20 protein-coding genes and 1 pseudogene are annotated in these 23,224 nt (G+C 37.8%); 17 read left to right on the top strand and 4 right to left on the bottom strand.

What is annotated here, in order from left to right; translation table 11 throughout:
* Positions 1-157 precede the first annotated feature (157 nt).
* The 3 genes from EDD71_RS08720 to EDD71_RS08710 all read left to right on the top strand — a co-directional run bounded on the left by EDD71_RS08720 (position 158) and on the right by EDD71_RS08710 (position 5,475).
* Positions 158-2,791 (top strand): DEAD/DEAH box helicase, encoded by a 2,634-nt coding sequence (locus EDD71_RS08720; protein ID WP_133628349.1) that lies wholly within the window; start codon positions 158-160, stop codon positions 2,789-2,791.
* Positions 2,792-2,799: 8 nt separating this feature from the next.
* A complete protein-coding gene (locus tag EDD71_RS08715) occupies positions 2,800-4,401 on the top strand; it encodes an ATP-dependent helicase (protein ID WP_133628348.1) in 1,602 nt (533 codons plus the stop codon).
* 297 nt (positions 4,402-4,698) lie between these two features.
* Positions 4,699-5,475: a YhfC family intramembrane metalloprotease gene (locus EDD71_RS08710; RefSeq protein ID WP_133628347.1), complete on the top strand. Its 777-nt coding sequence runs from the start codon at positions 4,699-4,701 to the stop codon at positions 5,473-5,475.
* A 25-nt stretch (positions 5,476-5,500) separates the two neighbouring features.
* Here EDD71_RS08710 and EDD71_RS15335 read toward each other — a convergent pair whose 3' ends face one another.
* Entirely contained in the window at positions 5,501-5,671 is a 171-nt protein-coding gene (locus tag EDD71_RS15335) for a hypothetical protein (protein ID WP_166636414.1), read from the bottom strand.
* A 252-nt stretch (positions 5,672-5,923) separates the two neighbouring features.
* On the opposite strand from EDD71_RS15335, the gene EDD71_RS08705 reads away from it, so the two are divergent.
* From EDD71_RS08705 to EDD71_RS08675, 7 genes are all read left to right on the top strand, one after another.
* On the top strand, positions 5,924-6,427 hold the full coding sequence (locus tag EDD71_RS08705) for a YcxB family protein (RefSeq protein WP_133628346.1): 504 nt from the start codon (positions 5,924-5,926) through the stop codon (positions 6,425-6,427).
* Between the two features lie 163 nt (positions 6,428-6,590).
* A complete protein-coding gene (locus EDD71_RS08700) occupies positions 6,591-6,833 on the top strand; it encodes an SHOCT domain-containing protein (protein WP_133628345.1) in 243 nt (80 codons plus the stop codon).
* 67 nt (positions 6,834-6,900) lie between these two features.
* On the top strand, positions 6,901-7,281 hold the full coding sequence (locus EDD71_RS08695) for a NusG domain II-containing protein (RefSeq protein WP_166636413.1): 381 nt from the start codon (positions 6,901-6,903) through the stop codon (positions 7,279-7,281).
* Positions 7,282-7,400: 119 nt separating this feature from the next.
* Positions 7,401-7,670 carry a metal-sensing transcriptional repressor gene (locus EDD71_RS08690; protein WP_133628343.1) on the top strand — a complete coding sequence of 90 codons (270 nt, stop codon included), beginning with the start codon at positions 7,401-7,403 and terminating at the stop codon, positions 7,668-7,670.
* A gap of 5 nt (positions 7,671-7,675) precedes the next feature.
* Positions 7,676-10,120: a heavy metal translocating P-type ATPase gene (locus EDD71_RS08685; RefSeq protein WP_133628342.1), complete on the top strand. Its 2,445-nt coding sequence runs from the start codon at positions 7,676-7,678 to the stop codon at positions 10,118-10,120.
* A gap of 59 nt (positions 10,121-10,179) precedes the next feature.
* Entirely contained in the window at positions 10,180-10,392 is a 213-nt protein-coding gene (locus EDD71_RS08680) for a heavy-metal-associated domain-containing protein (protein WP_133628341.1), read from the top strand.
* 252 nt (positions 10,393-10,644) lie between these two features.
* Positions 10,645-11,541 (top strand): GNAT family N-acetyltransferase, encoded by an 897-nt coding sequence (locus EDD71_RS08675; RefSeq protein WP_133628340.1) that lies wholly within the window; start codon positions 10,645-10,647, stop codon positions 11,539-11,541.
* Positions 11,542-11,567: 26 nt separating this feature from the next.
* Here EDD71_RS08675 and EDD71_RS08670 read toward each other — a convergent pair whose 3' ends face one another.
* Entirely contained in the window at positions 11,568-13,358 is a 1,791-nt protein-coding gene (locus EDD71_RS08670) for an urease accessory protein UreH domain-containing protein (protein ID WP_133628339.1), read from the bottom strand.
* Between the two features lie 374 nt (positions 13,359-13,732).
* Between EDD71_RS08670 and EDD71_RS08665 the strand changes: the two genes are divergently transcribed.
* From EDD71_RS08665 to EDD71_RS08655, 3 genes are all read left to right on the top strand, one after another.
* On the top strand, positions 13,733-14,428 hold the full coding sequence (locus EDD71_RS08665; RefSeq protein WP_133628338.1) for a response regulator transcription factor: 696 nt from the start codon (positions 13,733-13,735) through the stop codon (positions 14,426-14,428).
* A 1-nt stretch (position 14,429) separates the two neighbouring features.
* Positions 14,430-15,824, top strand: a complete 1,395-nt coding sequence (locus tag EDD71_RS08660; protein WP_133628337.1) for a sensor histidine kinase — start codon at positions 14,430-14,432, stop codon at positions 15,822-15,824.
* A 238-nt stretch (positions 15,825-16,062) separates the two neighbouring features.
* The gene (locus tag EDD71_RS08655; RefSeq protein WP_133628336.1) at positions 16,063-17,307 is read left to right on the top strand and encodes a hemolysin family protein; all 1,245 of its coding nucleotides are present in this window, start codon (positions 16,063-16,065) and stop codon (positions 17,305-17,307) included.
* Positions 17,308-17,615: 308 nt separating this feature from the next.
* On the opposite strand, the gene EDD71_RS08650 is transcribed toward EDD71_RS08655, so the two are convergent.
* A complete protein-coding gene (locus tag EDD71_RS08650; protein ID WP_133628335.1) occupies positions 17,616-18,182 on the bottom strand; it encodes a class I SAM-dependent methyltransferase in 567 nt (188 codons plus the stop codon).
* Between the two features lie 181 nt (positions 18,183-18,363).
* On the opposite strand from EDD71_RS08650, the gene EDD71_RS08645 reads away from it, so the two are divergent.
* The 4 genes from EDD71_RS08645 to EDD71_RS08630 all read left to right on the top strand — a co-directional run bounded on the left by EDD71_RS08645 (position 18,364) and on the right by EDD71_RS08630 (position 22,657).
* On the top strand, positions 18,364-18,918 hold the full coding sequence (locus tag EDD71_RS08645) for a rubrerythrin family protein (protein ID WP_133628334.1): 555 nt from the start codon (positions 18,364-18,366) through the stop codon (positions 18,916-18,918).
* A 597-nt stretch (positions 18,919-19,515) separates the two neighbouring features.
* Positions 19,516-20,469: a tRNA modification radical SAM protein MnmL/YtqA gene (gene mnmL / locus EDD71_RS08640; RefSeq protein ID WP_133628333.1), complete on the top strand. Its 954-nt coding sequence runs from the start codon at positions 19,516-19,518 to the stop codon at positions 20,467-20,469.
* A gap of 173 nt (positions 20,470-20,642) precedes the next feature.
* Positions 20,643-21,185, top strand: coding sequence for an ECF transporter S component (locus EDD71_RS08635; protein WP_133628332.1), 543 nt, complete (start codon positions 20,643-20,645; stop codon positions 21,183-21,185).
* A 332-nt stretch (positions 21,186-21,517) separates the two neighbouring features.
* Positions 21,518-22,657: an NlpC/P60 family protein gene (locus tag EDD71_RS08630; protein WP_133628331.1), complete on the top strand. Its 1,140-nt coding sequence runs from the start codon at positions 21,518-21,520 to the stop codon at positions 22,655-22,657.
* Here EDD71_RS08630 and EDD71_RS08625 read toward each other — a convergent pair.
* Positions 22,657-23,157 (bottom strand): annotated as a pseudogene (locus EDD71_RS08625) (recombinase family protein); the annotation flags it as partial. The gene EDD71_RS08630 and the pseudogene EDD71_RS08625 sit on opposite strands and share 1 nt — an antisense overlap.
* Positions 23,158-23,224 lie beyond the last annotated feature (67 nt).

Raw genomic sequence — 23,224 nt, 5'->3', positions numbered from 1 at the left:
AGGGTATCCCTCCATTTATGAATTGTGTTTGGTGGTACATATATAATTCGATAAATGTTGGGGGATATCCTGCATATAGATGAATGCAGAGCCTTAAAAATTAAGCCTTTCAAGGTTTTGCAAGAGACTATTTTAGAAACTTAAAGGGGGGAAGATGATGAACATTCCTCAGTTAAAGCTCTATGAAAATAGAATTGTAGGTGAAATTAAAATAGATAAAAGAGAACCAGAGTATATGCCCTTTCCGGAGGAAATGAGTGAAGAGCTTATATCATACCTTAAGTCAAGGGGAATAGAGAGGCTTTACTCCCATCAGTACGAGATGTTTAAAAGGGCATCACGGGGGGAAAACGTAGTAATTACAACTTCAACTGCAAGTGGAAAGACGCTAAGCTTTCTTCTTCCCGTTGTTGAAAGAATACTTAAGGACCCTGCAACGAGGGCCATATTTGTCTATCCAACAAAGGCGCTTGCCCATGACCAGTTTAGAAATTTCCTGCCCATACTTGAATACTTTGGCGGAGATAGAATTCAGGCGGGAATCTATGACGGCGATACACCAACAAATGAAAGGGCTAGAATAAGGAAAAACGCCAATATAATACTTACAAACCCTGAAATGCTGAACTCTGCCTTTTTGCCAAACCACAGCATATATGGCTTCAACCATATTTTTTCAAGGCTTAAGTTTTTAGTTCTTGACGAGCTTCACGTGTATAGGGGTGCCTTTGGCTCCCACATGGCAAATGTCATGAGAAGGTTAAATAGAGTCTGCAGCTACTATAAGTCAAATCCCCAGTTTTTATTCAGCTCAGCAACTATAGCAAACCCGGTGGAGCTTGCCGAGAGCATTTCAAGTAGACCCTTTGCCCATATAAGCAGGGACGGTTCACCGGGAAGCGAGAAGAAGGTATACATATGGCAACCTCCCTTTGTGAGGGACACGGAATATAGAAAAACGCCTGAGGAAGAGGCATCTGATTTCATACCGGACCTTGTTCAGGACAATATCAGATTTATAACCTTCTGTAAAAGCAGACGTGAAGTTGAGGTCGTTTTAAAGGAGGCGAGGGATAGGCTTTCAAACATAGAGGGCCTTCCAGCCCTTTCAAATGGTCTTACAGACAGGATATCGGGCTATAGAGGTGGATACAAGCCTCAGGAGAGAAAGGAAATAGAAAGAAGGCTTTCTAAAGGCCTTATAACGGGAGTTATTGCTACAAATGCCCTTGAGCTTGGAATAGATATTGGGGATATAGAGCTTGCAATATCCTGCGGCTTTCCTGGAACAAAGGCGTCCTTCTGGCAGCAGATAGGCCGTGCCGGAAGAAAGGGGGGAACCTCCCTTGGTATTCTAATACTTGATGTATCTCCAATAGACCAGTATATAGGTATTAATAGCGAGTGGCTCGTAAAGACAGGAGTTGAAAATGCCGTTATAGATAAAAATAATTTATTTATACAGCTCGCCCATGTAAGGGCTGCAGCGGCGGAGCTTCCCCTATCCCTTGATGATGCCTCAATTTTTCCAGACCTTGGAGAGATTGTACCAGTCTTAATTAAGGCAGGGGAGCTTAAAAACGATGGGGGGCTTTTTATCTGGACAGGAAAGGATTTTCCTGCAGGGGATTTCAGCCTAAGAAACATATCAAGGGATATATATAAGGTTGTAAACAAACAAAACGGAGAAATGCTTACTGAAATGGATGAGTACCAAGCCTTCCATGAGGTTTATCCAAAGGCAATATACATACATGATGGAATGCAGTATCTTGTTGAAAGGCTTGATCTTGTAAACAGGATTGCGGAGGTTGTACCTGTTGATATGAACTATTTTACAGTTCCCTTCACAGAAACCGCCGTAAGCATTATAAAGGAGTTTAAAGCCAGGGATATAGCAAGGACCAGGGCTTCCTTTGGAGATGTAAACATTAGGGAGGCTGTGCCTGCATATAAGATGATACAGTTCCACAACAGGCAGAACCTTGGCTTTGAGCCCATAAGGGAGAATCTGTTTACAGAGCTTGAAACCGAGGGTCTATGGTATTTAATCCCTGAAGATGTCGATAACGTCATAAACGCCTACGGAGAGTTTAACTACTACAGTGGATTAAAGCATGCCCTTTTAACAGCAGCAAGGATGAGGACTATGGCAACTTCCGAGGACATCGGGGGAACCATATTTAACACCATAGAGGAAAACGGGAAAATTAAAAGGGCATACGTTATACTCTACGATCTTTACCCCGGGGGACTTGGCTTTACTGAAAAGGCATTTGATTTTGCAGATGAAATTCTCCACGAGGCCATAAACCTGGTTAAAAACTGCAGATGCAGGGATGGCTGCCCCGCATGCGTTGGAGATTATCACCTTGATAAAAAGTTAGTTCTCTGGGGCCTTGAAGGAATGCTCCAGGAGAAAAAATCTCCAGTTGAAATTAAAAAGAAAGCACCTGAAGTTGTTGTTATAGAGGAAAAACCCTTTGACTTTAGCGAGCTTGAAGAAAATTGGAGTGAATATGTAAGCTTCCTCAGCAAAAAAAGCGAGGCCTATGTTCAGTTCTTCAGCACAATAGATAAGGTTAAAGTTAAAGGCGATGTTCTTATATTAAATGTAACGGGAGATTTCTACAGGGAATGGATTCTTGAAACGGCTAACAAGAATAGGATTGAAAACGTAATTAGAAGGTATGTAAAGGTGCCCGAGAAGTTTAAAATAGATGTGGAAGTTAAGGAGTATGACAGTAAGCTCGATAAAATACTAAGAAGATACGATGATTTAACGAAATAGGTGATTTGATGGAAGAAATTTATCTAAAGGAATTTGAAAAACTAAATTCCTATCAGAAGGAGGCAGTAATTTCAAAGGGTGGTCACATACTTCTCAATGCCGTTGTTGGAAGTGGAAAAACAACGGTTCTAACCCATAAGGTACTTTATCTCAACATAATTGAAAAGATTCCCCTCGAGGACATGGTGGTTTTAACCTTTACAAATAAGGCTGCAGAGGAGATTAAGGAAAGGGTTTTGGCCTTCAGGGAGAACTTTAAGGAGGGAATGAAATATTTTGGAACTTTCCACTCCATTGCCAGGGCCATACTCTCTGAAAGCAGCAGCCTTGAAGCCCTTGGCTATTCCAGGGATTTTGAAGTTATAGATAATGTAAAGGCGGGGGATATGCTTTTAGAAATAATTGAATCAAACAAGCTTAAAGTTAAGTACAAATCAAAGCTAATGAAAAGAATCGAAGAGTTTAAAAAAGGAAATACCCTCTATGGAGCAATGAAAAAGGATGATGATATAAGCAGGCTCGCAGAACTATATAACGAGGAAAAGAGAAGGAGAAACCTCATGGACTTTGATGATCTTATTGAAAAATGCATTGAAGCCTTAAGGGAACCGATAAACCCTAAATGGATAATAATAGACGAGTTTCAGGATACGGATTTAAGGCAGCTTGAACTCATAGGAAAAATTGCTGGAAGGGATACCAGTATATTTGCAGTTGGAGACCCTAACCAGATAATATACTCCTGGAGAACGGGAACTACAAATATATTCAGCGAGTTTAAAAAGGTCTATAACCCCAGGGAAATGAGCCTTCCTATAAACTATCGCTCAAGCAGAACGATAATCGGGGCCGCAAAGGCCCTTCTTGGAGGAGAGGATATAAAGGGAGTAAAGGACGGTGGAGGCCCCATAATAGTTAAAAAACATCACGATGCCTTTAACGAGGCCCTCCACATTGCAAGAAGGATAAAAAAATTTCACGGAGAAGGCATTCCCTACAAAGACATTGGAATACTTTATAGAAGGCAGTCCCAGGGTGAAGTTTTATCTGAGGTATTTGAAAAGGAGGGAATACCCTTTAAAATAGTGTATAAAAAGGGAATTCCATTTGAAGAGGAAGGAGAATTTGACAGGGAAAGCGTAAGCCTTTTAACCATTCATGCATCAAAGGGACTTGAATTTTCACATGTTTTTATCACAGGGGTTAACATGGGAAATATACCATTAAGCACTAAAAGGGATCAGGAAGAGGAGGAGGTGAGGATCTTCTTTGTTGGAATAACAAGGGCTAAAAACTATCTTGAACTTTCATATATTACAAAGCCATCCCTTCCAGGTATGTTACCTTACCCGAGCACATATATTTCAATGATACCCTCAAGTATGGTTAAAAGGGATGATGAAGGCGAAGGTACAAGTTTTAAGGATATCATGAAGCTCCTCAGGGAGGAACGGGAAAAAAAGCAGCAGGGTGCTTCTCAAAGAAGGGCTAAGCACCCAAAGTACGGTGAGGGAATAATAACCTATGAGGATGACAGCATTATAAAGGTGGAATTTGAGGGCTACGGTGAAAAAGAATTTTCAAAGCTCTTTTGTCCACTTGTTATGTAGCAAGTTTAAATTAACTCGTTGTGCTAGATAAATTTACAGATCGGCGCTACGATAAAAAATATATTTCATTCACCAGCACGCTTAGCAAAGAAGTTCTAAGGCTTGGGATTTGAAAAATCAAGAACTTTCGTTAAACTCGCTTCTCTTAAGTCACGAAAGTTCTAGGATTTTTCTGCATCCCTTCGCCTAGAACTTCTAGCTCTTGGCTTTATGTGAATTTCATATATTTTTTATCTTCGCTCAACCCCTGAACTAGCACAACGGATTAAATTATTATTAATGTAATGGAGGATTAACATGGTAAGCGACTTATCAATAATTTTTATGTTTGTATCACTTGTTATAGCCTTTTTATTTCCAATAGGGCTTGTAATTTTCATGTATAGAAGGTATAGAATATCCTTAAGGGCTGTATTCGTTGGAGCACTTGTATTCTTTGTTTTTCAGGGTATAATAAGAATTCCGCTTCTAGCATATTTTGGCAATCAGAGCTGGTATATCTCCCTGGCACAGAACACCTTTTTAACTGCCCTTTTCCTTGGACTTACTGCAGGTATATTTGAAGAAGTTGGAAGGCTTATAGGCATTAAGCTTTTTCTTAAAAAGTATCTGAGCTGGAAAAATGGAGTTGCCTTTGGAATAGGTCATGGGGGAATTGAGGCGATTTTGCTGTTAGGTATGAACAGCCTGGCTAATTTAATGTACAGCAGCCTAATAAATACAGGGAGCTTTGATACGGTTATCGGCTCAAAAATTTCTGGTGAACTGGCAGCTCAAATTAAAAATACACTAATAAGTGCACCTTCGTATATGTTTTTAGTAGGCGGTATTGAAAGAATATTTGCAATAACCATACAAATCGGACTTTCTCTTATAATTTTCTATGCAGTTATGAAAAGAAGATATATATATGTCCTTTACGCCATACTTCTTCATGCACTTATAGATTCACCAATTGCATTTATACAGAAGTTTGGAGTATTTGCTGCAGAAGGATATACCCTCCTCTGGGCCATGATATCACTGGCATTTATAGTAAAATCAAGGGATATTTTTAAATCATTGGAAAAATAGATAAGAGGCTTTTGAAGCCTCTTTTCTATATTTTATCAATCATATGCACATAAAATCCATTATTAAACACTTCTGGGTTATAAATTATCTCTATATTTTCAAAATACATTCTATGGTTTGCTTCAATTACGAATGTTATTCCCTCGATTCTTTCGTAAATATCATTATCCCTTTGCTCATCCAGAACAAGCTCCATGGCAGGTTTCCCTCATCCGAAGGCAAGGACCTTGAGCCTTATCACCCCGTTCACCTTTGATTCCTGCAGTTTTATTAATGCATTCTTCGTTTTTTCGTTGAATTTAATGTTCACGGCACTTACCTCCATATAGTTATAGCAGCTTTGTTAATATTATAACAAAAAATGAAGAAGAATATCAAAAAAGCTTGAGGAAATGTTGAATAGGAGATGATAAAATATTTATAAAATAAAAATTAGGGAGGAAATTAAATGAGAGTAAAGGCTGATATAACACGTGAAGATTACTGGAACTTCAACAAATATGCGATTTTTAACGTTCCCTATGTTCGTACAACGTTTATTTTAAGCGCTTTGATTTTACCGATAGTCGTGCTTGTAATAGAGCTTCTAAAAAATCTTTCACCTTCAGTTATAGTAGTATCAATGCCGGTATCGACTGCAGCTGGATTTCTTTTAATGATTTATATAACTAAAAAGCAGGCAATGGGTTTACCTGATAAAAAGGAGGGGCTTATTGGAGAGCATATTTTTGAAATAGGAAAATCAGGGTTTAAGGAAATTACATCTGTTAATAGGGGATCTGTTTCATGGAATGGAGTCAAAAGCATAATGGAAAATGAGGAATATATATTCATATTTAAGGATAAAATGATGGGACACATTATTCCCAAAAGAGCCTTCTCATCCCCTGAGGAAGCAAAGGAGTTTTACAATAAGGCAATATCCTTATGGGAGGCAGGGAAGAAAAAATAGATGATTAAAAGCAAAAACGAACTTTTAAACCCTAAATCCCTAATGGGGTTAAAGCGCCAAAGGCAGCAAAACAGAGCGAAAATATAGAATTTTATCTTCATAATTCCTTCAAAAGTAGGTAGTAAAATAAATATCAGAAAAAGCAAATGAGGGAGGTAAATTTATGTTTTACGGCTGTGGAGGCTTCGGTTATGGATGGGGGCCATTTGGTATGATAATACCTATAATTTTATTTGGAGTTATTATATATGCAGTGTTCAAACTATTTGAAAGGGATAAAATGGGTTACAGATATAGGGGTACGGAGGAAGCACTTGAAATTTTAAATATGAGATATGCAAGAGGGGAAATTACAGAGGAAGAATATTTAAGCAGGAAGAAAGCCCTTAGAAATAATCGATTTTAAAGACCAGTAGTTTATCTACTGGTTTTTCCCATGTTTAAAATAATACTATATGTAAAGGATGATGGGTATGAAGCTGTGGGATAAACTGATAATAGTTACCGTTGTTTTTGGAATAATAGGAGGTTTTATTTATAACTATTTTGTATTCAGCAATAAGATTGGAAACACTGCGGTTATTTTTGTTGATAATAACATTGTAAAAAAAATTTCTATAAACTCGGAAAATAAGGTATATGATTTTAAATTTAAAGATCAAATAGGGTACGTTGAGGTAAAGGATGGAGCTATTAGAATGCTTGAAATGGATAAAAGGATCTGTCCTGAGGGGATATGTTCAGATACAGGATGGATAAGTAAAAGCTATCAAAGCATCGTGTGTCTTCCTAATAAAATTATGGTGATCATCGAAGGACAAGAAAATGAGGAGCTGGATGCTATAGTAAGTTAATTTTTATGTAAAATCCGAGTAAAATAGTAAGGATTTTTAAAAATGAATATTGCATTTTAAAAATGGAAAGAATATAATAAAAATAAAGACACCCCACTATGGGGGAGGGAGGTATAGGGATGAACGATGAGCAAAAAAAGGCCATGCAATACTTGAAAACTGCAAAGGGACAGATAGATGGAATAATTAAAATGCTTGATGAGGGACGGTACTGCATAGACATATCCAATCAAATAATTGCAGCCCAGTCCATTTTAAAAAGGGCGAACATGTTAATACTTAAGCAGCATTTAAATCACTGCGTCAAGGATGCCTTTCTTCATGATACGGGGGAGGAAAAGGTTGACGAGATTATAGATATTCTTGGAAAATTAATGGAAAGTAGGTGAATTAAATGGAAAAGGTTCTTAAGATAGGTGGTATGACCTGTGCGGCCTGTGCAAGGGCAGTAGAGAGGGCAGCAAATAAGGTTGATGGAGTTGAGGCTAACATTAACTTTGCTGCGGAAAAGCTTTACGTAAAGTATGATGAGAATAGGGTCAGCGTTGAAGATATAATAAGGGCAATTGAAAAGTCAGGATATAGTGCCGAGGAGGAAATAGAAACAAGGCGGGTTGTAATTGGCGTTGGAGGAATGACCTGCGCATCCTGCGTCAGGGCGGTTGAAAGGGCGGTTTCTAAAATAAATGGTGTAAGTAAGGCAGAGGTAAACTTAGCGACGGAGAGCCTGTTTGTTGAATATGATCCATCAAAGGTCAGACTTTCAATGATAAAAAAGACTGTAAAGTTTGCGGGATATGAACCCCTTGAGGAGCAGGATAGAACAATAGATAAGGACCAGGAGAGGAAGGAAAGGGAGGCTAAAAAGCTTTTCAGAAGCTTTATAATATCGGCTGTTTTTACAGTTCCTCTACTTTATATAGCAATGGGGCATATGACCGGGCTTCCACTTCCGGATATCATTAATAGCCACATGCATCCGCTAAACTTTGCTTTGGTACAGCTTATACTTGTTATTCCTACAATATATGCAGGTGAAAGGTTCTATAGAGTAGGTTTTAAGTCCCTCTTTAAAGGTGCCCCTAATATGGACTCCCTTGTGGCAATAGGAACATCTGCAGCGATAGTTTATGGACTCTTTGCAATATACCAGATAGCAAATCATAACGTTGAATATGCAAAGGATATGTACTTTGAAGCGGCTGCAACAATTATAACCCTCATACTTCTTGGAAAGTATCTTGAGGCGAAGACAAAGGGAAGAACCTCAGAGGCAATAAAGAAGCTTATGGGACTCGCACCTAAAACAGCAAGGGTTATCCATGATGGAAAGGAGGCTGAAATACCCATAGATGAAGTTGAAGTTGGCGACATAATAGTTGTAAGGCCAGGGGAAAAAATACCAGTTGACGGAGTAGTGGTTGAAGGTGCAACTTCAATAGATGAATCAATGTTGACGGGTGAAAGTATTCCAGTTGAAAAACAACCTGGCGACAATGTATTTGGTGCAAGTATAAATAAAAATGGAATGATTAAGTTCAAAGCAACAAAGGTTGGAAAGGATACGGCGCTTGCACAGATCATAAAGCTTGTTGAATCCGCACAGGGTTCAAAGGCGCCTATTGCAAGAATGGCAGATATCATATCAGGATACTTTGTACCTGTTGTTATAGGAATTGCCGTTCTTTCAGGGCTTGCATGGTATATTGGAGGAAGGGATGCAGTATTTGCACTTACAATATTTATTTCCGTTCTTGTAATAGCTTGTCCCTGTGCCCTTGGTCTCGCAACCCCAACGGCCATTATGGTGGGCTCTGGCAAAGGTGCAGAGTACGGTGTACTTATAAAGTCAGGTGAGGCACTTGAGACAGCACATAAAATAAACACAGTTGTATTTGACAAGACTGGAACAATAACAGAAGGTAAACCAAAGGTCACAGATATATACGCAGCTATAATGGATGAGAGGGATATTTTAAGCTATGCGGCATCCTGTGAAAAGGCTTCAGAGCACCCCCTTGGAGAGGCAATTGTTAAAGAAGCAGAGGATAGAGGGTTAGAATTATATGAAGCTTCGAATTTCTCTGCTATACCTGGCCAGGGAATTAGGGCATCGGTAAATGGAATGGAAATACTTTTAGGTAATAAAAAACTTATGAATGAAAAGGATATTGAGATAGAAAGCCTTATAGATATTGCCGAAAAATATGCAGAAGAAGGTAAAACTCCTATGTTCATTGCAATAGATGGAAAAGCAGCAGGGGTAATTGCAGTTGCGGATGTTGTAAAGGAAAACAGCAGAAGAGCCATTGAAAGGCTCCATAAAATGGGCATTGAGGTTGCCATGATAACAGGTGACAATAGAAAAACTGCCGAGGCCATTGCAAAGCAGGTTGGGATAGACAGGGTCCTTGCTGAAGTTCTTCCTGAACACAAGGCACAGGAGGTTAAAAAGCTCCAGGATGAGGGTAAAAAGGTTGCCATGGTTGGAGATGGAATCAACGATGCACCTGCCCTTGCTCAAGCAGATGTTGGCATTGCCATAGGTTCAGGTACAGACGTTGCAATAGAGTCTGCCGATATAATCCTTATGAGAAGTGATATACTAGACGTTGTAACAGCTATACAGCTAAGCAAGGCAACTATAAGAAATATCAAACAGAACCTGTTTTGGGCCTTTGCATACAACACTGCAGGTATTCCAATAGCAGCAGGGCTTCTGGTACTCTTTGGAGGGCCAAGGTTAAATCCAATGATAGCAGCGGCAGCAATGAGCTTAAGCTCTGTGTCAGTTGTATCAAATGCCTTAAGATTAAAGGGCTTTAAACCAAAGTTTTAAAAACCTGGGATATGCTTGCGGGGCATATCCCAATACATAAATAAAAGGGAGGAGTTTATATGAAAAAGAGAATAAACATCGAAGGAATGTCATGCAATCACTGCGTAATGCATGTTAAAAATGCCCTTTCAGAGGTAGCTGGTGTAAAGTCAGTTGAAGTAAGCCTGGAAGGAAAGTACGCTTTAGTTGATGTTGAAGGAGCATCAGATGATGCAATGAAGGCAGCCGTAGAAGACGCAGGGTATGATGTAATTTCAATAGTTGAAGCATAAATAAATGAATATAAGAGGGTATCTTATTTTTCGAGATACCCTCTTATATTTCTTAATGATAAGTTTTATTAAATCCCTTAAAAACCATCCTTCGAACATATTTTTCCTTTAGAATGGTTTAGATGTATTTAAAAATGGAACTTTAAATTTGTAAATTTTCTTTTCATTTCATAGCTTGCAGGAAAGTTATATTATATATAGAATATATTGTTAATAACGGTTGAGCTAATTTACAGAGTGGGGTGAGGGTTCATGATTATAAAGAGCTTTATCGAGCTTACCATGGAGGAGAAGCAGAAGCTATATAATTATATAATTAGTATAGGAAGCAACTACTCCTTTGACAGTTTTAAAGAGATGGTTAAGGATTACATTGGAATAGTATTTAACTGCGGGGAGAGCCATTTCTCCCTCTGGGATGACGGCGAGATAAAGGGAACCCTTGCTGTTATAACAAAAAACGTTGAGGAAAATGGAGAAGCTTTTTTAACCTGTGTTAATATTAGGGAGGAGGATAAGGGATATTTTACCTTTCTTCTTAAAAGAGGAATGAAATATATCTCAACAATAAAACCTAAAATAGTAAAACTTGGAATTTATACTGGAATCAGTTACCTTATCCCATGTGTCCTGGATTTTGGCTTTAAAGAAGTATACAAGGCCATGATCATGAAACATGAGGAAAACAGTGGATATTATATGAAATTTCCCGATGAAGTTGAATTCATTAACATATCCAAAGAGAATAAGATGATTTTTCAGCAAATCCACAACGATGCCTTTATAAACTCCCCTAATGGTTCAATATTAACAGATGACCAGATGGAGGAGCTTATGAATGAATACAGGCAGTGCCCTCATATGGCTGGATTAATGTATTATAAAGGACGTCCTGCAGGGATATATGAGCTTTCAATTAAAAATGACGTTGGATGGATAGATGGAATAGGCATAGCCCCTGAATTTCAGGGAAAAGGCCTTGGAAAAATTCTTTTATATAAAGCCATGGACATTTTATATACTTCGGGGACAAAGGAAGTTAAACTTTTTGTTATAAGCTCAAACGAAAGGGCTGTTAAGCTGTATGAAAAGAACGGCTTTGTAAAAGAAAAGGTAACTTCCACATGGTTTGAAAAAAGGTTAACATAAAAGAGGCTGTTTATGCCTCTTTTATGTTACTTAAAATACTTTTCCCTTATCTTTTCAAGGTCTACGTTTTTATTGTTATCAACAGCCTCAATTATGCCAAGCACGACTCCATCTTTTATGATCCCATAGGCACCGCTCTCTTTTAATGTAAATTGAATTTGAACAATTCCCTTTTTGCCTTCAAAGTCCATAAGGGTTTTACCGGAATAGCCGTCAACTATTTCAAACTTGCCTTCAGGTATTTCGAAGGAGCTTAAATCCAATGTAAGGTTTGTTTTAATACCTTTATTTGCAACAACAACCAGAGGTTCGAATTCATACTGTATACCTTTTATTTTTATGCTCTGATAATTTCCAAGCACAGTGCTTTTCCTTATAAGCCTGTCTGTTGGAACCTTTGAAATATCATTGCCGTATATGCTTGAAGGCTTAGATTCTGGAACCTCACCATCAATGCCACCACCTGTGCAGCATGATGGGCTGTTTGAATTAGGTACATCAATATTTGAGGTATCGGCTGTATTAAGATCATCCACAACCTCAATAACTCCACCTATCATCCCCATCCAGCAGCTAAAGCGTATAGTTCCATCTTTATCAGGCGTAAACTCGATTACATTATCTCCGGATTTTATCTTTTTCTGAATATTAAGTGACGGCACTACTATGGCATTGTTGCAGGAAGTTATCCTTTCGCCTTTGATAGTCCACTTAACAGGAAGCCCCCTTTGTACTACAAAGGCATTTGGGCTGTATCCGCTGTAATTTGCAGTCATGGTTATGGTTTGAACTCCGTCTTTAATTTCCGCCTTTACTATATTTGATGATCCTATAGAAGCTTTACCACCAAAAGGAATAGATGGAAGACTAATACCTGCAAGGGCAAGACCTCTGTTTGACATTATGATACCGAGAACCACAACTAAAACACCGCTTAATTTTAAAATTCTCTTTGTATAATCCTTAGCCAGAAGGCCTGTTATTGCTCCGAGGGAGAGCATAAGAGGAACTGTACCTATTGAGAAGAAGAACATGGATGCTGCGCCTTTAAGGGGGCTCCCTGTTCCAAGGGCGAAAATTTGCATTGTTTGAAGTGGACCGCAGGGCATAAAACCGTTTAAAAGTCCAACAACAAAGGGCGCCTTAACTCTGCCATTTATGTTACAGGACGACCATGGAAGCCTTATATGTAGCTTTCTAAGTATATTGAATCCTGCCATATTAAGTCCCATTAAAACCATGAAAAGACCTGCAAAAGTCATAATTAAGGACTTAACACCAATTGAAATGTTAAATATCGATCCAAGCGCACCTATAATACCTCCAAGTATTGTGTATGATGTTACACGCCCGATATTATAGAGAAGGGATGGCTTTATAGACTCAAACTTGCCTCTACTTTCCTTTAAAATACTCTGGGAAATCATTATGCCTCCGCACATTCCAACACAGTGGAGGGATGTTAGCATACCTATTGCAAAAAGTATTGGGTAGGTTACATCGCCTTTAAGCTTTGACTCCATATCAAAGCTTGCAGAGAATTTGCCGAGGAGCAAAATTACAAGTCCAATAATAATAAAACCTGTAATTTTATCAAAACTGGAATTTTTAGTGCTGTAACCGGCTCTTTCGATGGCAGCATTAATCATATCTCTGCTGCAAAGTTTGCTGTCAAACTCCACCTCAACGTTTTCTTTTTCATAGTTAGCCTTTACATAAGTAATTCCATTTAATTTTCTTATCTCACGCTCAATTCGCCCTTCGCATGACGTACAGTGCATGCCAAAGGCCTTTATTTTCTCCCTTTTAATTCCCATAAACAACCTCCTTAAAAATGATGGAGAATTCATTATGTAATATTTATTGGAAATATATTACAATAAGGATGTGTAGAATTTATGAAGATAGATAATATAAAGCAACTTGTCGTACTTGTTTTTATAGAACAAGGGATGATAAAAAATATATGAAATTCCCATTAAGCGACCAGTTGGAGGTCCTTCCATAACTTCCCTGAGCAAGTGGATTGGTGAATGAAATATATTTTTTATCGCAGCGTCTTTTGAAAATAAACTTGTACAACAAGGTGAAACCAGTATAGTGTATTAATAAAACTAAAATTGATTATTATAATCATTTTGAAGTATATATAAGATAGTTACTGTTACAACCTTGATCTGGAGGGAAAAATATGGCTGACAGAAAATCCATTCTTGTAATAGATGATGAAATAAAAATTGTGGAGTTTGTAAAATCCTATCTTGAAAGGGAAGGGTATGAAGTCTACACGGCATTTAGCGGCAGAGAGGCTATGGAAGCTTTTAAAAAGAATAGTCCATCCCTTGTTATACTTGATCTTATGCTCCCTGATATTTCAGGAGAAGAAGTATGCAAAAGGTTAAGAAGAAGATCAAGGATTCCAATAATAATGTTGACTGCAAAGGTGCAGGAGGAGAATATTCTCGAGGGTTTTGCCCTTGGTGCGGATGATTATGTTACAAAACCCTTCAGCCCGAGGCAGCTTGTAGCCAGGGTTAAGGCACTTCTTAGAAGAACAGAGGAGGTGATCCCTCTTTCAGACACCATGTCATTCAATGATGGTGATCTAGTTATAGATAGTGTAAAACACGAGGTAAAAAAAGGAAATAATATCGTAAACCTTACACCAACTGAATACAAGCTGCTTTTAACCATGATAAAATATCCCCATAAAGCCTTTACGAGGGATGAGCTTATATGCCTTGTTCTTGGAGACGAGTATGATGGTTATGACAGGGTTATAGATACACATATCAAGAATCTCAGGCAGAAAATAGAGGATAATACAAAAGAGCCCAAGTATATTATAACAATTCATGGAGTTGGCTACAGGTTTGGTGGTGAATAAAATGTCAGTAAGCCTTAGAAAAAAGCTTATACTATCATATGTGTTTATTGCAGCTGTATGCGTATTTTTAATAAGCGTTTTTGCTAATATTTTCCTAGAAAGTCAGTTTAAGAAATATATAATAGAAAATCAGGAAAAGAAGAATCAGGAAATCATAGGCCTTATTATGCGGCAGTATGATGAAGATTCAGGTTGGAACGAGGAGGTTGTCCAGAAAATAGGAATAAATGCCCTCGAAAATGGACTTATTTTGAAGGTAAGGGATGCCTCAGGAAGGATGATATGGAATGCCAGGGCCTATAACAATGGAATGTGCCAGCAGATAATAGAGCATGTATCCCAAAATATGTTCGATCGCTATCCTGGATGGAAGGGTCAATATGTTGAAAATACCTATCCTGTCTTAATAGGCTTGAAACATATAGGCAGTGTTGAAGTAGGGTTTTATGGGCCTTTTTACTATACTGATAGGGATATAGCTTTTTTAAACACATTAAATAAAATATTTATGGGAGTTGGAATTATATCAGTTTTAACAGCGGTAATACTTGGGTCATTTATGGCAAGGGGGCTTAGCAGGCCTATTTCAAAGGTTATAAAAACCTCTGAGATGATTTCAGATGGAAATTATAGCGTCAGGGTTGATGTAAGGTCAAATATAGATGAGATAAAACAGTTAACCCATACAATCAATAACCTGGCGGCTACACTTGAAAAACATGAAAAGCTCAGAAAACAGCTAACACAGGATATAGCACATGAGCTTAGAACGCCTCTTACAACCCTTCAGGGACACATGGAAGCCATGATAGATGGAGTATGGGATCCGGATGAAGAAAGGCTTAGGAGCTGTCATGAGGAAATAGTTAGAATTAGCCGCCTTGTAGGAGATATCGAAAAGCTCACAAGGTATGATACGAATAATATAACCCTGAATAAAACATGTTTTGATATTTCACAGGTTATACGGGGGATAATGTTGAATTTTCAAAGGGATTTTATGGAAAAACATATAGAGTTCAGATATAATGGAAGTGAGCAGATAGTTGAAGGGGACAGGGATAAGATAAGCCAGGTTATAATAAACCTTATATCAAATGCACTGAAGTACACGGGAGAAGGTGGAAAGGTAAGCATAATTCTCAGCAGGAAAGAAAATGGAGTCGAGATAAAGATTAAGGACACCGGAACAGGCATTTCAGAGGAGGATCTTCCATATATATTTGAAAGGTTCTACAGGGCCGATAAGTCAAGAAATCGTCTGACAGGCGGGGCAGGGATAGGACTTACCATAACAAAATCAATTGTTGAAGCCCATGGAGGAAGCATAAGGGTTAATAGTAAGTTAGGAGAAGGCACAGAATTTACGGTAATTCTACCCATTTATAGAAAATAATAATTTTTAAGGTTAAAAATGTAAGTGACAAAGGAATAGAGAAAGTCAGGATATACAATCAATAAATTTATGCTAGAGAGAAAGAGAGGAAGCATCCTATTAAATTAAAAAAAATATTTTAGATTACAAAGGAAATTTATAGGAATATATTCGAATTTGACTAATTAAATATTTAGTAAAGTTTTTTAAGTTATGATATCATATATACTATACTTTAATATTAAGGAGTGTGGTATACTTGGACCCTAGTGGTATATGGCAGCTGCTTATTTTGTTCATACTATTAATCCTATCAGCGTTCTTTTCCAGTTCTGAAACAGCCCTTATGTCCTTAAGCAAAATAAGGCTGAGACAAATGATTGAAGAAAAGGTTAAAGGAGCCGAAAGGGTTTATAAACTGATTGGAAATTCTGGAAAGCTTTTTGAAGCTGTGCTTATCAGTAGAAACATCGTAAATATTGCTGCATCAGCCATAGCTACTTCAATTGCCATCAGGTTGACAGGGGATAAGGGTGTCGGGATAGCAACAGGCGTTATGACAGTATTAATACTTATTTTTGGTGAGATAACTCCCAAGTCTTTTGCAGCTCAAAATTCAGAAAAAATTTCCCTTAAGGTTGCAGGAATAATGCTCTTAATAGTCAGGCTATTAAATCCGGTTGTAATCGCATTTACCCATGTTAATAATTTTCTTATTAAAATATTAGGGGGGAATCCTGCAGGGGAACAGTCTTTCATAATTGAAGAGGAATTTAAAGCCATTGTTGAAGAAAGTCATGAAGAGGGATTAACAAAGACAGGGGAAAGAGAAATGATATATAACGTATTTAAGTTCGGGGACCTCTATGTAAGGGATGTTATGGTGCCTAGGACCGATATAGTTGCCGTAGAAGTTGAATGGAGCTATGAAAGAATAATGGAGGTCATAAAAAGTGAGCAGTTTTCTTGTATCCCTGTTTATAAGGAGACGATTGATGACATAGTTGGTATTTTACATGTAAAGGATTTAGTTTTCTTTAACAGTGGTAAGGAGGATTTTAATATAAATAAATTTATTCGCGAGCCATATTACACCTATGAGTTTAAAAAGATAACCGAGCTTTTTGAGGAAATGAAAAGAAACAAGGCACATATGTCGATAGTTTTGGATGAATACGGCGGTGTAGTTGGAATTGCTACAATGGAGGATCTTATTGAAGAAATAGTGGGAGAAATTCAGGACGAATATGACGATGAATCAGACGAAATAGATATAATAAAAGAGGATGAGTATGTAATAAACGGAAACGTGAAGCTTGATATAGTAAACGATATGATAGGAACTGACATTGAATCGGAAAAGTTTGATTCAATAGGAGGCTTTATAATAGGGCAGCTTGGAAGGCTTCCGAAGCCCGGTGAAACCATTGAGTTCAAAAACATAAAGTTTGTTGTTGAGGGAGTGCAGAAAAACAGGATTAAAAAGGTAAGGGTATATACGTAATAATAGGCTTATACAGCCTATTTTTTATGGAATAAAAATGAAAAGCTGGCAGTGGGCCAGCTTATAATCTTTTATATATTCAAGGTAGGGGGTAAAAAGATTTCACTATTATATGATAACAGCAATTTGTTAAAACAAGGTTTAGAAAGCATGAACAAAATGTAAACGATAATTATTATCAAAAAAGTAATTGAGCCGGTTAATATCTAAACCGGCCGGAGATTTATTTTAAAGGGGGAGTTACTTATTATTGATATAATAATAACAATATAATATTAACATCCTATTGCACTAATGTAAAAATAATGTTAAAATCTCGCTTTTATCCCATAATGCTTATCTGATATTTCCACCTCTTCAAGTCTGCTAAACCCTGCCTTCCTGCAGTATTCCTTTAACTCATCCTTTGAAAGCCTATGTTCAAATGGAGGACCACCTTTTGTTTCCTTCTTTTCCCATTCGATTATATAAAGTTCACCTTCAGCTTTAAGTACACGTTTAACTTCAAGTAAATATTTAACTTTATCTTCAACTTCATGAAGAACATTTGACATTAATGCAAAGTCAATGGAGTTGTCTTCAACGGGAAAGGAGTATTCCTTACTCTTTCTGAAATCAACGTTTTCAATTTCATAGGCTCTTTCCCATGCATGCTCAAGCATTTCGTCAACCACGTCTATTCCAATTGCAGTACCACCCTTTAAAATTTTAGCCGCAGGAATTGTGAAATACCCTATACCGCAGCCAATATCCAAAAAAACCGCACCTCCGATATTTTTAAGACCAAACCTTTCCAGAGTTTCATATGGAGGCATATCCCTTCTTCTTTCGGGATTATCGAGCTTATCAAGATTTATGGAATCAAACTTATGCATAATATCACCCTTTGCTGAGTATTATAATACAGTGTGGATATAAAACACTTATTATATATATTATTATGCAAATAGCATTTTTTCACACTAAAGAATTTAGTAATAAGTATTTAATTGATTTATTTCTAATATTCAGATAAAATTATTTTATTAAACAATTATTATTGATGAGGTGATAGATATGTCAGTTAAAAACGCTATGACCGCTGATTTCCTCCGCTCAGCATATGGTGGGGAAAGCATGGCACATATGAGGTACCTAATTTGGGGAGAGGCAGCAGAAAAGGATGGCTTTCCTAATATAGGAAGGCTTTTTAAGGCTGTATCCTATGCCGAATGGGTTCATGCAAAGAATCATTTTACCGTACTTAAGGAGCAGGTTGGAGACTACACAGTTCCTGCTGGTGCTGTATTTGGACTTACAAACATAGTTGAAAACCTTCAGGGAGCGATAAATGGAGAGCTTCATGAAATAGAGCAGATGTATCCTGTTTATCTTGAAACTGCAAAGTTCCAGAATGAAAAGGATGCTCAAAGATCCTTCCACTTCGCAGTTGAAGCTGAAAAGCAGCATGCAGACCTTTTCAAGAAGGCACAGAACCTTGCAAAGGAAGGCAAGGATATGGCTGATAGCAAGTTCTACGTTTGTCCCGTATGTGGCCACACAGTAGAAGGAGAAGCACCTGATAAATGCCCAATTTGTGGAGTTAAGGGAGAGCTTTTCAAAGAATTCTAGGGATTATAAAAAGCAGTTGACCATAACAATATTATTGTGAATTTCATTCCAATTCTTTGTGGACGCGTATTTTTTAGTGGTTAAATGAATGGTGAAGCCTTCGCTGGGTGTAGATATAGTCCCTAAGGGAATGAAAGGAATGAAATGTTTATAGGAATAAACAAAGGAGCCCGGTTTAATTAAATCTGGCTTCTTTGTTTAATTTATAGGAATGTTAAAGTTTTGACCATATTGCTAAAAATGATAATTGCATAAAATGAGCGAAATTAAAAGATCTAAGTTTAAGGTGCAAGGAAAATTAAAAAATATTGCAATTCTACCATCTCTTGAAAGGGTTGTGATCTATTTTGTTCATAAATTCAATATAAAAACAAAATGCCGGTTAAACCGGCATGAAAGATATTTTAAAGGGGAATCTATCTACTATTAATAATATCACGTTATTTCTAAAAGTAAATTGTTAATTTGTAAACAATGTGTTAAAAAAATTACTGTATATAATTAATAGTTAAAATATAGTTATTAATAATTGTTTTCTTTTGTGATAATATATAAAATTGATGGTCGCTGGCGATATTAGAAAAAAGGGATGATACTATGATAAAGATGTGGGGAGATAAGCGATATAATTCAATTAATAATTATTTGAGAGAACATTTTGGTGAAAAGGTGTTTAAGATATCCCTTGACGCAGGCTTCACGTGCCCAAACAGGGATGGGACAGCAGGATACGGTGGATGTATATTCTGCAGCGAAAGGGGATCTGGAGATTTTGCAGGAACAAAGAAAAACCTTGTTGATCAGTTTTATGAAGTTAAGGAAATGATGAACAGGAAGTGGAAGGAAGGAAAGTATATAGGGTACTTCCAGGCCTACACAAACACCTATGCACCCGTTGAAGTTCTCAGAGAAAAATACTACAGTATACTTGAGCTCGAGGATGTTGTTGGGCTTGCAATTGCAACAAGACCTGACTGTCTTCCAGAACTTGTTCTTGAGCTTTTAGAGGAAATAAATAAAAAAACATATCTGTGGGTGGAGCTTGGACTTCAAACTACAAAGGAGGATACTGCAAAGCTTATAAATAGAGGATATCGTCTTGACACCTATATAAATGCCGTAAGGGAACTTAAAAAAAGAAACATAAGGGTTGTAACCCATGCCATATTTGGACTTCCGGGCGAAACAAGGGAGGATATGTTAAAGACCGTTGAATTTATTGGGAACACAGGAAGCTGGGGGATTAAGATTCACCTTCTTCACCTTATGGAAAAAACGAGGATGGTAAAGCTTTATAAGGAAGGAATTCTAAAATTCCTCGAAATGGATGAGTATGTTGAAATTGTAGTGGATGCCGTTGAGAGGCTGCCAGAGAGCATGGTAATACACAGGCTAACCGGAGACAGCCCAAGAAACCTTCTAATAGGACCAATGTGGAGCCTTAAAAAATGGGAGGTTTTAAACGCTATAGATAGAAGGTTTACAGAAAGGGATACATGGCAGGGTAAGAACTTTGTGCCGAACAGGGAAATAGAAAAGCTGTTCGTATAAGAGTGCAGATTCCTGAAAAGGAATCTGCACTCTTACATTAAGGCTTCCAATCCAATACAGTTATTTAATTAGTGTGTCTGCCATCTTGCATTTCAGCCATTCCTTTGTATAATATATTGTATCCGAAACAAATGCATTATTGTATCGGTACAATTATAATAGGAGGGATTGGTATGAACAGCTCAATTTTAAGATCACAGACTAACAGCAAAACAAAGGATATGGTAACCACATCTTTACTGATTGCTCTTGTTTTTATAGCCACAAGGTTTATAAACCTTCAGCTTCCCATATCTGTTAATGGAGGTCTGGTACATCTTGGCAATACAATGTTATTCATGACTGCAATAGTTTTTGGAAGAAAAAAGGGGGCAGTAGCAGGAGCTTTCGGAATGGGGCTTTTTGATCTTCTTTCGGGAGGCCCATGGGTTGCCTGGGCACCATTTACGTTTGTTATAAGAGGAGTAATGGGATACATTATTGGAAGCATATCGAATGCCAGGGGCAGAAATGGAAATAGTTTTATTTGGAATCTGATCGGTATCGTAATAGCTTCCATATGGATGATTATAGGATATTACATTGCAGAGGGAATACTCTATGGAAACTGGATTACTCCTATAAATTCCATCCCTGGAAACCTGATTCAACTTATTGTTGGAGCAGTTGTTGGACTTCCCCTTGCAGCGGCGCTTAAAAGGACAAAGCTTGTATAGCAAACAGACTGTGTTTATCAAGCAGGGGTTTTTAATACCCTCTGCAGAGGTATATCATGGTATGTCGTAAGGCCTTGAAGAATAATGGGTGCAGTTTAAGAAGGACTTGCGGCTGCAAGCAAGATATAATATTTAGAAGGTAGATGACCCAGGTGATAAGGTTTACAATACCTGGGTTTTTAGTATTTTTCAGCATGGTTGCTGAGGTCATGGGATGGAAGAAGACTTGTGGCCTAATGAGAGGCAAAGAATGATTGGCAGCCCTAAAAGGTTATTAAAGCTGACACCTATGGCATAGTTATATATAGAATCAATTGTTTAAGGGTGAGGAAATGTTTGGAAGATTGAGGCTACGAAGGCCATATAGAAGATATAGGAACAACTACTTATTGGACTTTTTAAAGGCATATGTTGTATTTTTCATTCTAATAAGCTCAGCAGTCTTTTTACTCAAGTTGTTCTATAAAGAAAAGCATGAAAATATAAAGCCTCCTGCAGAATATGCAGCGCTTAATAAAATGAAACGAAGTGAAGCCTTTAAAAGGGGAATGGATATGATTAATTACGTATGGGAGTATGATGTACTGAAAAACGGCCCTAAAAACAGCAGCGAAGTAGAACTTCCGGCTTTCTTAAGGGGGGCAGAAGTTAAAAAGGTTAGCGGTATACCATATGCCTGGGGAGGATATACAGCACTTGATATAAGCAATCAAAAATATGTCAAAAATTTTGAGGAGTCGGTTAAAAGTGGCTATACAACAGGAAATGTTTTGTGTGTAGGGGGATATAAAGAAATGACAGCGGGACTCGACTGTTCAGGCTTTGTAAGTGCAGTATTTAAGTTTAAGGAGAACATGGGCACTAAAGGCTTTGAAAGAGCCTTTACCAGGATAGAACTTGAAGATTTAAAGCCTATGGACATCCTCGTAAGCAGGGGTAACCATGCTATGATATATCTTGCGACAACCTCTGATAAAAGTGGAATTATAGCAATGGAATCTACAACGGGAACATCCTATGAAAAGCCGGAAAAAACGGTTATAAGCTATAGAAGCTGGGAGGAAATCAGGGAGGGGATAAATTCAGAGCCCTACATTGCAATGAGATACAACAAAATAGAGGATGATGACATTGAGTTTTTCAAAGACAGCAATGAGTTCAACAATTATGCTAAAAGGGCAGTGGATATAACCCAGGGGAAAAATTATACAGGATATATAGATTATGTTGATGATGTTGATTATTTTAAATTCGCTGTGAGCGGCAAGGAATCCCTTGTGCTTTCAGTTTCAACCATTCCTGAGTTTTGTAGAGCTGAGGTTTTAAGCCAGGGTGGGAATGTAATACTTGGGATAAATAAAAAAGGCTCATATGGTCTTAACCTGGACAAAGGGACATATTACATAAAGCTCTATGGAATGGATTTCAAATACAGTGAAGAAAAGGAGTATGAGTTTTCATTAAAAAGGTAATACTTATAGGGTGGATTCGTTGTTAAATGCTCTCCGGCCTGTCCTTTGGTACGGAATACGGCACGGATTTTCTTGCTGGTATCCCGGCAGTACCATTCGTTAATGATATTGCGAAATGGGGTAAACTCATTGTCTCCACAGGCACTGTCTACACCGTCATTTACTGCGATAAAGCGGACATTCTTCTCAGGAAACATTACCTCGGTATAAAGTCCTACTTTCAAATAGTCACGTCCAAAGCGGGACATATCCTTGATGATGGCCGTGGATACTTTCCCGTCCTCTACCATTTCAATCATACGTTTGAAATCCGGACGGTCAAAGGTGGTGCCGGATATTCCATCGTCTATAAAGAATACAGGATTGGGAAAGCCATTCTCCTTAGCGTATTTACTTAGTATTTTCTTCTGATTTACAATGCTGTTGCTATCGCCCTGCAACTCGTCATCCCTTGACAAGCGGCAATACAGGGCGGTGATATTGTCTGACTGTCTTTGTATAATATCCTCCTTTGTGGACAGTCGGACAAACGGATATTGTATGAGAATATTTTACCATACCCGTTAT

This window comes from Fonticella tunisiensis, assembly GCF_004364155.1.
In the GTDB taxonomy this organism is placed as follows: domain Bacteria; phylum Bacillota; class Clostridia; order Clostridiales; family Caloramatoraceae; genus Fonticella; species Fonticella tunisiensis.
The sequence above is the reverse complement of the archived record's forward strand: the minus strand, read 5'-3'. Positions and strand labels throughout refer to the sequence as shown.

Excerpts from the sequence above, each read along its gene's own strand:
- EDD71_RS08650 (WP_133628335.1), bottom strand. The coding sequence starts at position 18,182 with ATGCATAAGTTTGATTCCATAAATCTTGATAAGCTCGATAATCCCGAA.
- EDD71_RS08695 (WP_166636413.1), top strand. The coding sequence starts at position 6,901 with ATGAAGCTGTGGGATAAACTGATAATAGTTACCGTTGTTTTTGGAATA.
- EDD71_RS08710 (WP_133628347.1), top strand. The coding sequence starts at position 4,699 with ATGGTAAGCGACTTATCAATAATTTTTATGTTTGTATCACTTGTTATA.
- EDD71_RS08690 (WP_133628343.1), top strand. The coding sequence starts at position 7,401 with ATGAACGATGAGCAAAAAAAGGCCATGCAATACTTGAAAACTGCAAAG.
- EDD71_RS08660 (WP_133628337.1), top strand. The coding sequence starts at position 14,430 with ATGTCAGTAAGCCTTAGAAAAAAGCTTATACTATCATATGTGTTTATT.
- EDD71_RS08705 (WP_133628346.1), top strand. The coding sequence starts at position 5,924 with ATGAGAGTAAAGGCTGATATAACACGTGAAGATTACTGGAACTTCAAC.
- EDD71_RS08685 (WP_133628342.1), top strand. The coding sequence starts at position 7,676 with ATGGAAAAGGTTCTTAAGATAGGTGGTATGACCTGTGCGGCCTGTGCA.
- EDD71_RS08635 (WP_133628332.1), top strand. The coding sequence starts at position 20,643 with ATGAACAGCTCAATTTTAAGATCACAGACTAACAGCAAAACAAAGGAT.
- EDD71_RS08680 (WP_133628341.1), top strand. The coding sequence starts at position 10,180 with ATGAAAAAGAGAATAAACATCGAAGGAATGTCATGCAATCACTGCGTA.
- EDD71_RS08700 (WP_133628345.1), top strand. The coding sequence starts at position 6,591 with ATGTTTTACGGCTGTGGAGGCTTCGGTTATGGATGGGGGCCATTTGGT.
- EDD71_RS08665 (WP_133628338.1), top strand. The coding sequence starts at position 13,733 with ATGGCTGACAGAAAATCCATTCTTGTAATAGATGATGAAATAAAAATT.
- EDD71_RS08720 (WP_133628349.1), top strand. The coding sequence starts at position 158 with ATGAACATTCCTCAGTTAAAGCTCTATGAAAATAGAATTGTAGGTGAA.
- EDD71_RS08715 (WP_133628348.1), top strand. The coding sequence starts at position 2,800 with ATGGAAGAAATTTATCTAAAGGAATTTGAAAAACTAAATTCCTATCAG.
- EDD71_RS08670 (WP_133628339.1), bottom strand. The coding sequence starts at position 13,358 with ATGGGAATTAAAAGGGAGAAAATAAAGGCCTTTGGCATGCACTGTACG.
- EDD71_RS08675 (WP_133628340.1), top strand. The coding sequence starts at position 10,645 with ATGATTATAAAGAGCTTTATCGAGCTTACCATGGAGGAGAAGCAGAAG.
- EDD71_RS08630 (WP_133628331.1), top strand. The coding sequence starts at position 21,518 with ATGTTTGGAAGATTGAGGCTACGAAGGCCATATAGAAGATATAGGAAC.
- EDD71_RS15335 (WP_166636414.1), bottom strand. The coding sequence starts at position 5,671 with ATGGAGCTTGTTCTGGATGAGCAAAGGGATAATGATATTTACGAAAGA.
- EDD71_RS08645 (WP_133628334.1), top strand. The coding sequence starts at position 18,364 with ATGTCAGTTAAAAACGCTATGACCGCTGATTTCCTCCGCTCAGCATAT.
- mnmL (WP_133628333.1), top strand. The coding sequence starts at position 19,516 with ATGATAAAGATGTGGGGAGATAAGCGATATAATTCAATTAATAATTAT.